The organism is Solibacillus silvestris, from assembly GCF_051967575.1.
In the GTDB taxonomy this organism is placed as follows: Bacteria; Bacillota; Bacilli; order Bacillales_A; family Planococcaceae; genus Solibacillus; species Solibacillus silvestris_B.
On record NZ_JBQCJW010000001.1, the window covers coordinates 197,077 to 209,238 of the forward strand.

Annotated in this window: 17 protein-coding genes and 1 other annotated feature (1 of these 18 only partly in view); of the genes, 3 read left to right on the top strand and 14 right to left on the bottom strand. The window is 38.2% G+C overall.

The window, feature by feature from the left end:
* Positions 1–194 (bottom strand) — a binding site (T-box leader); it reaches 24 nt to the left of the window's first position.
* 256 nt (positions 195–450) lie between these two features.
* Together ACTHOQ_RS01020 and ACTHOQ_RS01025 are read left to right on the top strand one after the other, a co-directional pair.
* A complete protein-coding gene (locus ACTHOQ_RS01020) occupies positions 451–849 on the top strand; it encodes a VOC family protein (protein ID WP_440493795.1) in 399 nt (132 codons plus the stop codon).
* Between the two features lie 874 nt (positions 850–1,723).
* Positions 1,724–1,933, top strand: a complete 210-nt coding sequence (locus ACTHOQ_RS01025) for a hypothetical protein (protein WP_440493796.1) — start codon at positions 1,724–1,726, stop codon at positions 1,931–1,933.
* Here ACTHOQ_RS01025 and yidC read toward each other — a convergent pair.
* The 9 genes from yidC to ACTHOQ_RS01070 form a co-directional block, all read right to left on the bottom strand.
* The gene (gene yidC, locus ACTHOQ_RS01030; protein ID WP_440493797.1) at positions 1,930–2,691 is read right to left on the bottom strand and encodes a membrane protein insertase YidC; all 762 of its coding nucleotides are present in this window, start codon (positions 2,689–2,691) and stop codon (positions 1,930–1,932) included. The two genes, ACTHOQ_RS01025 and yidC, sit on opposite strands and share 4 nt — an antisense overlap.
* Before the next feature lie 217 nt (positions 2,692–2,908).
* Complete coding sequence (locus ACTHOQ_RS01035) at positions 2,909–3,337, bottom strand: hypothetical protein (RefSeq protein ID WP_440493798.1); 429 nt, start codon at positions 3,335–3,337, stop codon at positions 2,909–2,911.
* Positions 3,334–3,540 (bottom strand): helix-turn-helix transcriptional regulator, encoded by a 207-nt coding sequence (locus tag ACTHOQ_RS01040; RefSeq protein WP_440493799.1) that lies wholly within the window; start codon positions 3,538–3,540, stop codon positions 3,334–3,336. The genes ACTHOQ_RS01035 and ACTHOQ_RS01040 overlap by 4 nt, the downstream gene beginning before the upstream one ends.
* A gap of 147 nt (positions 3,541–3,687) precedes the next feature.
* Entirely contained in the window at positions 3,688–4,536 is an 849-nt protein-coding gene (locus ACTHOQ_RS01045; protein ID WP_440493800.1) for a GNAT family N-acetyltransferase, read from the bottom strand.
* Positions 4,537–4,603: 67 nt separating this feature from the next.
* A complete protein-coding gene (locus tag ACTHOQ_RS01050) occupies positions 4,604–4,900 on the bottom strand; it encodes a hypothetical protein (RefSeq protein WP_440493801.1) in 297 nt (98 codons plus the stop codon).
* Positions 4,882–5,871: an anti-sigma factor gene (locus tag ACTHOQ_RS01055; RefSeq protein WP_440493802.1), complete on the bottom strand. Its 990-nt coding sequence runs from the start codon at positions 5,869–5,871 to the stop codon at positions 4,882–4,884. The genes ACTHOQ_RS01050 and ACTHOQ_RS01055 overlap by 19 nt, the downstream gene beginning before the upstream one ends.
* Before the next feature lies 1 nt (position 5,872).
* The gene (locus ACTHOQ_RS01060; RefSeq protein ID WP_440493803.1) at positions 5,873–6,352 is read right to left on the bottom strand and encodes a sigma-70 family RNA polymerase sigma factor; all 480 of its coding nucleotides are present in this window, start codon (positions 6,350–6,352) and stop codon (positions 5,873–5,875) included.
* Positions 6,353–6,667: 315 nt separating this feature from the next.
* Positions 6,668–6,904, bottom strand: coding sequence for a DUF3977 family protein (locus ACTHOQ_RS01065; RefSeq protein WP_440493804.1), 237 nt, complete (start codon positions 6,902–6,904; stop codon positions 6,668–6,670).
* 47 nt (positions 6,905–6,951) lie between these two features.
* On the bottom strand, positions 6,952–7,383 hold the full coding sequence (locus ACTHOQ_RS01070) for a GNAT family N-acetyltransferase (protein ID WP_440493805.1): 432 nt from the start codon (positions 7,381–7,383) through the stop codon (positions 6,952–6,954).
* A gap of 127 nt (positions 7,384–7,510) precedes the next feature.
* Between ACTHOQ_RS01070 and ACTHOQ_RS01075 the strand changes: the two genes are divergently transcribed.
* On the top strand, positions 7,511–8,065 hold the full coding sequence (locus ACTHOQ_RS01075) for a nucleotidyltransferase family protein (RefSeq protein WP_440493806.1): 555 nt from the start codon (positions 7,511–7,513) through the stop codon (positions 8,063–8,065).
* 98 nt (positions 8,066–8,163) lie between these two features.
* Here the strand turns inward: ACTHOQ_RS01075 and ACTHOQ_RS01080 are convergent, their stop codons facing one another.
* From ACTHOQ_RS01080 to ACTHOQ_RS01100, 5 genes are all read right to left on the bottom strand, one after another.
* Complete coding sequence (locus ACTHOQ_RS01080; RefSeq protein WP_440493807.1) at positions 8,164–8,952, bottom strand: ABC transporter permease; 789 nt, start codon at positions 8,950–8,952, stop codon at positions 8,164–8,166.
* Between the two features lies 1 nt (position 8,953).
* On the bottom strand, positions 8,954–9,727 hold the full coding sequence (locus ACTHOQ_RS01085) for an ABC transporter permease (protein WP_440493808.1): 774 nt from the start codon (positions 9,725–9,727) through the stop codon (positions 8,954–8,956).
* 1 nt (position 9,728) lies between these two features.
* On the bottom strand, positions 9,729–10,700 hold the full coding sequence (locus ACTHOQ_RS01090) for an ABC transporter ATP-binding protein (RefSeq protein WP_440493809.1): 972 nt from the start codon (positions 10,698–10,700) through the stop codon (positions 9,729–9,731).
* Between the two features lie 98 nt (positions 10,701–10,798).
* Positions 10,799–11,818, bottom strand: coding sequence for an ArsR/SmtB family transcription factor (locus tag ACTHOQ_RS01095; protein WP_440493810.1), 1,020 nt, complete (start codon positions 11,816–11,818; stop codon positions 10,799–10,801).
* Between the two features lie 152 nt (positions 11,819–11,970).
* Entirely contained in the window at positions 11,971–12,156 is a 186-nt protein-coding gene (locus tag ACTHOQ_RS01100; RefSeq protein ID WP_440493811.1) for a hypothetical protein, read from the bottom strand.
* Positions 12,157–12,162: the final 6 nt, after the last annotated feature.

Genomic DNA, 12,162 nt, shown 5'->3' on the forward strand with positions numbered 1-12,162 from the left:
CGTGGTACCACTCTAGTTGCCACAAACTGTGACCACTTTCCATTGCTAACGAGGTGACGCCCCGGCTTCCCTACTTCTTTTCAGGTCGCTTCTCCAAAGTGCGCTTCATTTACATATTTTGCACCAGGCTTTCACCGTCCCCAGCTCGCTAACCAAAATCACCTGTAAATTACTGTCTTTTTCATCGAAGTTAAATTTATTGAATTATATCCGCTAAAGATAAATTTTGTCAATATATAATAACCAAAGCTTTCATGAAAGACCATTGAAAAAATACTGGATATTTTTGTATGTTTATATTCATGCCAATAACTATTGACCGTTTTCCATTTTGTGTATTAATAATAGGAAATATATTGAAGTAAAGGCTTTGGCCAATAAAAATATGGCTATAATAATACAAGCAGAATTATAATTTAAAATATAACGATTACAGGAGGGCAAGCTATCATGGAAAAGGTCACACCATTTTTAATGTTCCAAGACGGGAAAGCAGAAGAAGCTATGAATTTTTACACATCGCTTATCGAGGATTCGGCAATTACAAATATTATCCGATACGGTGCAAATGAAGCCGGCGGGGACGAAGGAACGGTCATGCAGGCTACTTTTATGTTGAAAGGCCAGGAATTTATGTGCATAGACAGCAATATTAAACATCAATTTTCCTTTACGCCTTCGTTTTCGATCTATGTTACTTGCAATACCGAAGAGGAACTTGACAATCTTTATGAGAAGCTGAACGAAGGCGGACAAGCACTAATGCCTTTAAACAATTATGGTTTCAGTAAAAAGTTCGGGTGGATAAATGACCGCTTTGGCGTTTCGTGGCAATTAAACCTGCCTTAACTATATTTGAAACGAGTTATAATTAATATGTAAATTATTGCAAATTTACTTTTTTGCTCGATTTACGGGCAATAAAAAAAGAAGCCCGGGACAGAGCTTACGTATCTATAATTTTGTAAAACTAAATAGCCATGCGACTATTCTCCAAAAATGGATAGGCTATGCGTTGTTAAGTTGTTCCACTTTACCCTTGATAGTGAAAATTATATGCTCACGATTGAGGATTAAGTCACCGCTGTTGAAAATTAATCTATATCGATTGAAATTAATCTGCTTTAAAATGAGGATTAACTTTCATATTGTAAAGATGATGTGCCCCGGACTGAGGATTATAAAACGCTGGCGTATAATGGTGCAAAACCTGTCAAAAAGTGCGAATTCGTATATAGACACTTCCTCTTCTCATCCTAGGATCAGGCTGCAGAAACCGGTTAGAAAATAAGCAGCTCCTTTCCAATGAAATTCTGCGCTCGATCGATAAATAGACGGAAAAATTCCCGCTATTTTGAAAATAAAATATAGAACGGCTCAAATAGACGGAGAAATTCCGCCTATTGACCAAAAAAATGCGAAAAAGGGGGGATTTTCTATAAATAAGCGGAAAAACTCCGCTTATCTCCCCTAAAATGGGCTCCAATCCATAAATAGCAGGAAAAACTCCGCTTATTTTACTCCCGTTTGTCGCTTACGTATCTATAATTATGTAAAACTTGATAGCCATGCGACTGTTCTCCAAAAATGGATAGGATAGGCTATGCATTGTTGCTTTGTTCCGCTTTACCCTTGATTGTGAGGATTTTGTGCCCGGGACTGAGGATGATAAAATGCTGGCGTATAATAGTGCACAACCGTTCTAAAAGGGAAGGATTCATATATGGATACTTCCACTTCTATTCCATCCTCTCTGTGGCAACGCTTTTGTGACCAACATCGTGTTGGCCTCACGCCCGTGGAAAAATTCCCCGGAGTGGACGCCCAGCACAAAAATGCCATTTTCCTCAACGAGAAAATGGCATTTTTATATTTTTGTCCCAGCTTCTTTCTTTTTTATCAGCCCTATAGCAGCGGCAATAAAATTTGTTAGACTTGTTCTTTATTCTCAGGAATATGAGAGTAAAATTTTCGTCCGATATATGTTTGGACGATTAAGAATAAACCTCCGACAGTCCAGTATAATGGCAGTGCAGCCATTGAAGATAATGAAATGATGACAATCATAATCGGGGAGATGTAAATCATCAGTTTCATTTGATTTTTTTGTGCTTCCGGAACCGTTTGAAGAGAGATTTTCGCTTGCACAAAATAAACGACTCCTGCGATAACCGTCATCCAAATATCTGTAGAGCCTAGGTCAAACCATAGGAAAGAATGTGTTTGAATTTCTGCAGAATATCGGATCGCATAATATAATCCCATAATGACTGGCATTTGGATAATCATCGGGAGGCAGCCCAAGTTTAACGGGTTAATATTATGCTCCTTGTAAAGCGACATCATTTCCTGCTGCACAGCCATTCTTTCCTCTGGCTTTTGTGCTGCTTTCAAACGTGCTTGAATGTCGTCCATCTTAGGCCGTACGACATCCATTTTCACTTTCATTTCAGATTGACTGCGATATGTTTTAAGCATAAAGGGCATTAATATAAGTCGAATAACTAATGTAATCGCAATAATTGCAAGACCATAGCTACCGTTGAATAATTCACCCAGCGTGTCCAATGCCCAATTCATAGGACGTACAAATGTTGAATAAAAAAAGCCCTCATGATTTTCAACACTTTCACATCCAGCCAGTAAAACTGTTGCGCTTAAAAGCATTAAGCTTAGTTTCAAGTTTTTCATAGTTCACCTGCTTAAAAATCGAATACTTCGGAAATATCGTACAATATATTTTTCAAATAGAACAGTAAAAGCTCCCCTTTTTGTTAAATTTATTTAATAAAATAGCCTTGAAGTGTAATATTTTTTACAATAATAAAAATTTGCTTTCAAAACAGAAGGGGATACTTTATATTACAGCATACATTTACAAGTTCCACTATATCGACCTTTCACAAGCTTATTCATCCATCTCCGCAAGTTGTTTCATTCTTAATCTATAAATATAAAAACTAGGAATGACACCGCATACAATGATAATCAGCCCTACTAACAAGCCCGTTCCCCAGTCGAAACCAGGAGTAACTGAAACGAAAAAAGCGATGGCAGAAGCAATGATAAAAACCGTTATGAAGCTAATCATTAATGATTTTTTCGGGTTGCTTATTTTCCTTTCATGCTCAACGCTCGTACTCATTGATAAATACATATAAACAATTGCCGTCACCATAAAAACAAGCCATACAGGATTTTGGCGCATGCCATCCATTCCACTTTGAAATAATTCATAGCCTAAAATCGCTAAAATACCAAATGTCTGAATAATGTAGGCAATACGGATATGCTGTAAATTACGTAATTTTAATCGTTCATCTGTAATTTTCCTCATTCGAAATCCTCCCGTTCAATCCAGAATAATTCGTCCAATCGTTCATCAACCGTATAGCAAATTTGCAGGCATAGCTTAAGCGTCGGATTATATTTTCCTTTTTCGATAAGGCTTACAGTCTGCCTCGTTATCCCTACAGCATCAGCCAATTCCTGTTGCGTTAAATTTGCCTTGACCCTTGCTAACTTCACTTTATTATTCATTTAATACCTCCACGATAAATGTAACATATATATTCCTTAATGTAAACTATATATTCCATACCTTTCCATTCGCTTCAAGCAAATTCAAAGCAAAAAACCTGATAATCCCGTCAATTTAGGGAATATCAGGTTTAAATGATGCTCTATTCAATTTTTTGGAATAACGACCGCTCCGCATGCTTTTTCATAAAACTCAAGAGGGCCGGCTTCCCCGAGCACCGCATATTCATAGCCAATATCCTTCATTTCTTTCAGGCAAATATGAAGCAGCGTATACCCCACTTTTTGCGAGCGAATTGCCCGCAACGTGCCCATTGGACCAAATACACCCTTTTTGTTAAGTGAAACATCGAAACTAGCGAATCCGATAATTTGCTCGTCATCCAACGCGATAAATATCGGAATTTCCTCATGCGCAAAGCCGTTTTCAATCGATTCAACCCATCCTCGACCAAACTCCCTCTGTACAAATTCTTTTAAGGAATATTGATCGGAATGCTGCGCCCTTCGAAATTTGTTAGTTTCATTTAGCCTATGCGGCAACGAATAATTTCTTAATGGTACAATCATATCTCTCGCCGTGCATACTAATTTTTGCATCCCCGCTGTATCCAAAGATTCCAGTATTGCTGAAGTTTGTATATCATCACTTTTGAAAATGCCATCTGCCAAATGCCCTTCATTGATGAAAAGCTGACCGTAACGATGCATACGCTGCTCGGCAATTTCAAGCACTTGTTTTGTCGACTGCGAGGCGTTCATCATAAACGGCTTGCATACAATTCCGCAATCCTGTTCACTGCGATATACATACTTTATCCGCTCATGCAAAACCGCTTGCAACTTTGGATAATGGACATTCAGCTCCGCACATACCCCTGTTCGCTCTTGAAGCATCGCAAGTAGAATATGGACGGGATAAACAATGTTTGTCGTTTGTTGTGCGGCAAACTCTGCATTTTTTAAAATGCGCTTGCTTCGATCGGTGAATTTCAATTAATTCAGCCTCTTTCCATATTTCATTTAGTCTAATGTATAATCTTATTTTTAACCTGAAATCACATCAAGGAAACGGATTGATCAACCACCCTATGAAAATTATCGTAACAGTAAAAATAAATAAGAATACCGAAATTCCCAGCCCCCATAAACCTAAAAAGCGCGTACTTTTCGAAAAAATAGCCGGCCATGCAAAAACAAAACCGATACCTATAAAAATGATGAAGGAATCCAGCAATGCCATAGAATAATTCGTCAGCATGTTTATATTAAAAAGCAACAGTATAAACATTCCGCTTGCAATTGAAATCCATGCTGAAACTGCCGGGAATTTAGGCTGCTTTAATTTGCCCAGTTCCATAATTTCACCTCCCCTATTTTCAGCGCCCGAATCAGATTCGTTTCTACCAGCTTTTCGATTTCCGCTTTCGGTCCCGTCACGACAACCCCATATGTTTTAATGCCGTTTTTTTCTATATAATCTATGCGCTCTGTCAGCTTTAAATTTTTTGCACTTGAAACTTCTGTCGCCAAGTCTTCGTATTGCACGATGAAGTTTAGAATATCCTTAAACACCTGCTCGTTGCTTTTAGCATCTTTAAAAGGCGACCAATTCGTATTGTCCACCTGTACCGGGTAACCGATTGGCGAAACGACATTCCCTTCTTTACTTAAGTTGCTTTGCTCAACACCTGTATCTACAGCTGCCCAAACGACATCCACACCTGTAAAGCTGCGCCGGATTTCATCAACAGTGTGCAGTTCCTTTAGTGAAATATATGCCTCGACAACCGTTTCATCAGGCAGTCCGCTCAATATTGTCCACTCATTGGCCACCTCCATTTCCAAACGATTCTTAGGATGTTTAAGCCACGGACTTGTTTCGGTCGGATATTTTCTAGGGGACCGTTCAAGCGTTGTTCCCACCTCTTTTTTCGTCAGGCTGCCGAGCGTATAATGCAAATTATACGTATTCACTTTATAATCCTCTTTTCCGATACGCTTATACTGATCAAATTTGAGCTGCATCGAAAATGGGGAAAATTCCATATCAAACTCAGGCTCTTCAAGTGCTGTATTCGGCTCTGTAACATATAGAGTCTGACTTGTGACATCCATAAGCGTCGTCGATTTTGTGCCAAATGCATAATATAAAAATGTAAACATATAGCTTACAGGTAATATTATCAGCAAAATCGTCAATATTCCGAGCACAAGCTTTACTTGTGAAATCGATACAGTACGCTTCATTTGTTTTGTAAGCTTCAGCTGCTGCTCCTGTTCCAGCGTTTGTTCCTTGCCCGCGGCTACCAGCTTTTCGTAATCATCCATATTAACTTCCTCCTTCTCCAATCAAAGTCCTCATTTTTTTACGTCCTCTCGATAAATGGCTTTTCAATGTGTTCAACTTAATATCTAAAATTTGTGACGCCTGTTCATTTGTGCAGTCCTGTACATCGCATAATAAGATCGCTTGCTTTTCGAAGGGGCTCAGTTGATCCAGTAAATTTAAAAGTGTCGTAAAGCTATCTTCCTGTATTAAAATCATCTCTGGTGTTGTATAGTCTGCACGTACAATTTCCTCATATGGCTCACTGCGCTTTTCTTTGCGGCAATGATCAATGTATGTATAATAGGCCACCTTAAACAACCACGGCTTCAGTTCACTGATCGGCTGAGCAAGCAATGTTACATGCGCTTTATAAAATGTCTCCTGCAATAAGTCCTCAGCCGTCTCCGTATGTCGGCAAAGCGAAAATAAATAATTGTACAAGTCTTTTATATAAATCGAATAAAAATGCTCCAGCTCCATTACTTCCCCCCTCTCAACCTATCCTCGATTCAGCTTTTGAAAAAGTTGCAAAATCGCCAATTAATCTAAAAACAGTTTAAATTAACCCGATTTACCGATATATTCATGGGCCTCATAAAAAGCAAGAAGAAAACAAATACTAAAGTTCGATGAAGCGCAAAACAACCTTCCATACGATAGTGTAGGCATGCACAAAAAGCCACGACAATTTGTAATGTTACGTGACTTTTCTCTAAATATTATTTATACAGCTTGATATACATAATTTTTAGTGACCGGCTATTGCAAAGCTTAAGAATGATTTGACTTAACTGATTACATACTCACTATCCCAAAAATCAGCTTTAATTCATTACGGGATTTCTTTTTAAGTCTAATACCTTGTTTTAAATCTATAATAAATACATTTTTTCGGACCCAAATACGGATATAGGCGGATTGAAATTTAATCGGACCTACAATGCCTTTCTCCTCATATTCAGACCCATCTTCCAATTCTGTCTCTGTCCGTACAAACCATGTGTTGCCAATACCGAATTCGATAAATTTCAAGAGTATGCCTCCTTTTGATTTTTTATCGCTTTCATTAATGAATTGGCCTATATTAGCCTTTTCGAAAACCCCATGCTCTTTCCTATATAACCCAATTGCTTATAAAAGTGATGTGCGGCAATCCGCTCATCACGATTGCCGCTATTTAATACGGCAGCAATGCATTCATTCTCAAGTGCCCACTGTTCTGCGGCTTGCATTAGGCTTTGCCCGATATTCAATCTACGATATTTTTCGTCAACAACTAAAGCTAAAATCCGTATGTAAGGTCCATCAAACTCATAAGCCCATTGTTTTGAAAAACCAAGCATCCCAACAATTACACTATCTTTTTCAGCAATAATCGTTTGATAATCAGGTAATTTCAAAAGCCTTTGAAATCTTTCCTGAAGCTGTGTCGCTGTTGACGGATACCCTAATTGTATCATTAAATTTTCAATCGATGGGATGTCCTCCATTTTTAATGAGCGGATTTGCATATAGTGTCCCCCTGACAGTCCAAATTTCCTCTTTTCCATTATTCATCAATTTTACTAAATAATAAAGATTGTTTGCACTAAATATTGTAAAATAATCTCAGTCTAATTAACAAGGTGGTTTGCATTAATGAACTTGGAAATGAAATTAATAAATCTAATCACATCAGACCCTTATTTGTTTTCAATTCTAAAAACTGTAGAAAAGCTTGAATTGAATGATTGCTGGATTGCAGCTGGAATTATTAGAAATAAAGTTTGGGACAACATGCATAATACACAAACGGAAGTAAATGATATTGATGTAATTTTTTACGATAATGAAAACATTTCTATTCATACAGAAAAGGAATTTGAAAGTATATTGAAAGATTTAATGCCTAATGAGCCATGGTCTGTTAAAAACCAAGCACGGATGCACATTAATAATAAAGCATTACCTTACCATTCTTCTTTCGATGGGGTCGCTCATTTTCCTGAAACGCCTACAGCCATAGCTGCCCGCATCAATAATAATACAGTGGAAATAATGGCTCCTTATGGCCTACAGGATTTATTTGAAGGTCGAGTGAAACCGACTCCCCCCTTCAAAAAAAATAGTAATTTACATTCTATATACTTAAACAGGATTCAAAATAAGAAATGGGATATTTTGTGGGATAAACTAGTTTTTGAATGTGAATAAACGTTATCAAAATTTGTTCCAAGACTTATTGTAAAATAAATTTAATTAACAAACGTCCCCAATTAAATTTTTGAGGACGTTTCAATTCTAGTATACTCTCAACTCAACTCCATCGTCCCCTTCACCCGCGCCAAATACTCGGCATATCGAATGGCGATAAGACTTATGGCAAAATATATACAGCCGAGCAAAAACTCTTCCGTCATGTGCTGCAAAAATTGTGGTGCGCGCCCTTCCGTTACAAGTGACTTCGTTAATTCAACTCCGCGCGTCAACGGGAAAAACTTCGCCATTTCACTTAACCAGCTTGGCATAACCGATAAAGAATAGTTGGCTCCGCTCAACAGCAGAAGCGCGCTGCCTAAAATATTCGACAATAAATGCATCGACGGTGTCCAGAAACTGCACGACGCCAAAATTAAGCCAAGACAACATGCCGAAAAAATCGATACGAGCCAAACTGCCATTAACGGAAATACTGCAGACAACGGAATAGAAATTCGGAATAGCAACAGTCCGAATACAAGCCCTAAACAAGCCGTAAATATACCATTGACGATATGCGGAACGGATCTTGCAAAAAATAATACTCCTTTTGAAGCCGGTGAAGCCATGACAATTGGCAAAGTTCCCATTGCCCTGTCTGATGTCACAACAGACATCATGCCAAACACGGAACTCATTACACAAAGCAATAATGCATTCGCGGCAATATAGCCTGCCAACCCTTTACCGTCATATACATAATTTACAAGCATGCCAAAAAACAATATTTGCGTTAAAGGATTCAAGAGCATGACCATTACATATGTTTTCGGATCTAAAAAACCAAACAAAGCTTTATAGGATAAAATTGCATGTCGCCCAAAACGTCGAATGTATTCCATATTAATAAACACCTAACTTTCCATCGATTCTCGCCTTCCGATCAACCGCTTTATATGAAAGCAGTCCAATAACACAATAAAGCAGCGTAACAATGCCCACTTGCACAAACGATTCAATTGATTGGGCAAAAGATGCTTGTCCACTTGTTGCTACCCTCAGCAACTCAATTGCGCTTGTCGGAGGCAAAATGTAAGAAATCGGCTGTAGCCAAACTGGTAAAATCGTAATCGGAAATAAAAAGCCGCAAATCAGGAAAATTGGATATTCAATAAAATTCATCAATCCTTCAGCTTGCTTTGATAAAGTAAATAATAGTGCCATAACAAAAGCAAAAACAGAGACAGCAATAATGACTGCGAACAATGCTAATGCAACGAGCAATCCATTCGTCGTCGGCAATTCGATTTGAAACACAAAATGCAAATAGAAAAATGCAAGCACCATTGATATAAATCCCCAAATCGTATTGCCGACAATTTTCCCCATTAAAATAACGGCGAATGATGCAGGCGCGACGAAAATATTTTCCAAAGTTCCATACATGCGCTCACGATTAATATCGCTCGCTGAGGAATAGACAATTGATGTCCATAATCCCATAAAGCCGGCACCTAAAACTACGTATTGAAAAATCTTTTCCGGTGATTGATTGCCGTATATAAAGTATGTTATCGTTGCATAAAAAAGCGGCGATACCCAAACGACAAACTGAAACATCGGCCGTGCCATCGACAGCTTCATTTGCAAAACAATGCTATGAATAAATGCATTCACCCTATTTCCCTCCTATCATCGCAACATACGCATCCTCAAGAGACGGTTTTGTAATTGATAAATCAGCCACCGTAAATTGCACAGCACTATAGAGCCATGAAACAAGCTTTTGAGGGTCCTCTGTAGCAATCCGTACCTTCATTCCGTTTTGTAAAGGATGGAGCTCATTCGGTGCGATATTTATTTCATTTAGCAATGTTCGCAAATCCCCTTCATTACAGCCGACTAAATTACATTCCACAACAGATTGCCGATTCGTATGCTGTTTCAGATTTCCCGGGGTATCTATGGCAATTATTTCCCCGTGATTAATAAAGGCGATACGATCACAAAGCTCATCTGCTTCAAACATATAATGGGTTGTTAATACAATCGTCGTGCCTTGTGCATTCAAGCTTTTAATGAGTTCGCGCAAATTCCGTGCGCTAATAGGGTCTAAGCCAATGGACGGTTCATCCAGAAATAGTATTTCAGGATTATTCAATATACCGCGGGCAATCTGCAAACGCTGCTTCATCCCTTTTGAGAAAGTCTCCACTTTGCGATGTGCAGCTTCTTCTAGATCCACAAGTTTTAAAAGCTCAGGGATTTTCGTTTGCTGAACAGTTCGAGGGATTTTATACAAATCCGCAAAATACGCCAAATTGTCATAAGCAGACAAGCGCCAGTACAAGTTGCGCTCGCCTCCTAAAATAAAGTTAATGCGCGGGCGAAGTTCCTTATGCTGACTTACCGGATCTAGTCCCAATATGTTCATTTGTCCTGAGCTCGGAATCAGCATTGTTGTCAGCATTTTAATGGTGGTTGTTTTGCCTGCCCCATTTGGTCCAAGCAAACCGAAAATTTCCCCTTTGTTCACATGGAACGAAATGCCTTTAACTGCTTCCACATTTTTGATTGCTTTTTTCCAAAAACCCGACTTTATGTTATAAAACCTTTTTACATTTTGTACTTCGATTATTTTTCTGCTCATTTAACCGCCCCTTTATATTAGATAATTATCTAATATGATAATCATCTAATATATATTTTGCAATAGTTTTCTGAAAAATAAAAAAGCCCAATCGATGATTAAGCTTTTAAAAACTGCTGCATTGAGCGAAGAAGCTCATTTACCTCTTCTTTGTTAGCAGTAAAGTATTTAATTGTGCCGATTTTCTCCTCTGTCACAAGATTGGCTTTTTTCAGGATTTCGATATGATGTGAAACAGTGGCTGTCGTAATTCCTAAATATTCAGCGAGCTTTGCCCCATATTCCTTATTGGAAACAAGCATTCGTAACATTAACAAACGATTCGGATCACTTATTGCCTTTAGTCTCTTCGTTAATTGCTCACTTTTCTCACGGCTGTCCACAATCGGCAATGCACTTCCGAAAATAACATAGCATACATCGTTATTGAAAATCCGCACCCGTTTTGGCGATATACAATGACTTGGAATAAAATAATATACTTTATAATTATGCACACGCCTAAATGTTTTGCCCATAATATATTGCGCTCGCGCTAACGGCTCTAGATTCAACTTTTCAACCATCATCATTGCCTGCTTTATCGAGGTTGTTTTTGCTTCGAGTAATTGCTGAAATGCTGTACTTTCATCTATTTTCATTAAAATATCGGCAAGCTGCTGTTTGAAATGCGCTACATTCGATAAAAAGGTTTCCGCGAATTGCAATGCCTTATCATTTTCCCAATAATATGTTCGCTCCATTTCTTTTATAGTCGATGGCTTTTCAATTAACCGCTTCACGATTTCAAGTTCAACCTCTTCATCCCAAAAATAATAGACGACAAATTCATCCTTTAAGTCACTTAATTTATTCGCGAATGTTTCTACCGATGCAAGTTGTGGAATCGGCAGCAAATAGTTCAATAAATTATAAAGTAGATTTGGTGGAATTTGTTTTAAAATTGATGCGAACGAATGTTGCTCCACGATTTGAAAAAGTTGCGGAGAATCTTCAAAAATATGCTCATTATTAGATGTTACAGCTGCAATCATTAATGCCATTGTTTCCACGACTGGTGAAGCTGTGACAATCACCTGTTCGTTTGTATGCTCGAATAGTTCGAGTTCACTCCCCATTGTATACGCCCTTTCTTTCTTAATCTATGTATAACTTGTATCATACCGTAATTTTTGGTTACATGTGAAGTGATGCGGAATTTCCCTTATTAATAATTTCCTTTTACATCCGTCCGCATAATGATCGTTCCGAACAACGCTGAAACACCATACTAGGCAACAATCATTTGATGGACTCCTGTCCCTGGAAAATCAAACTTTGCGAGCTCTGCCATATGTTTTGAAAGACGTTGCTGAAAATAGGCTAGCAACTCCTTAGTATAGTCCGGGATATTCGGTGATGTGAGCAATATTTTATATGTAGCCCGATTTTTCTTTAAATGTGTATGCAGCTGCAATAATGC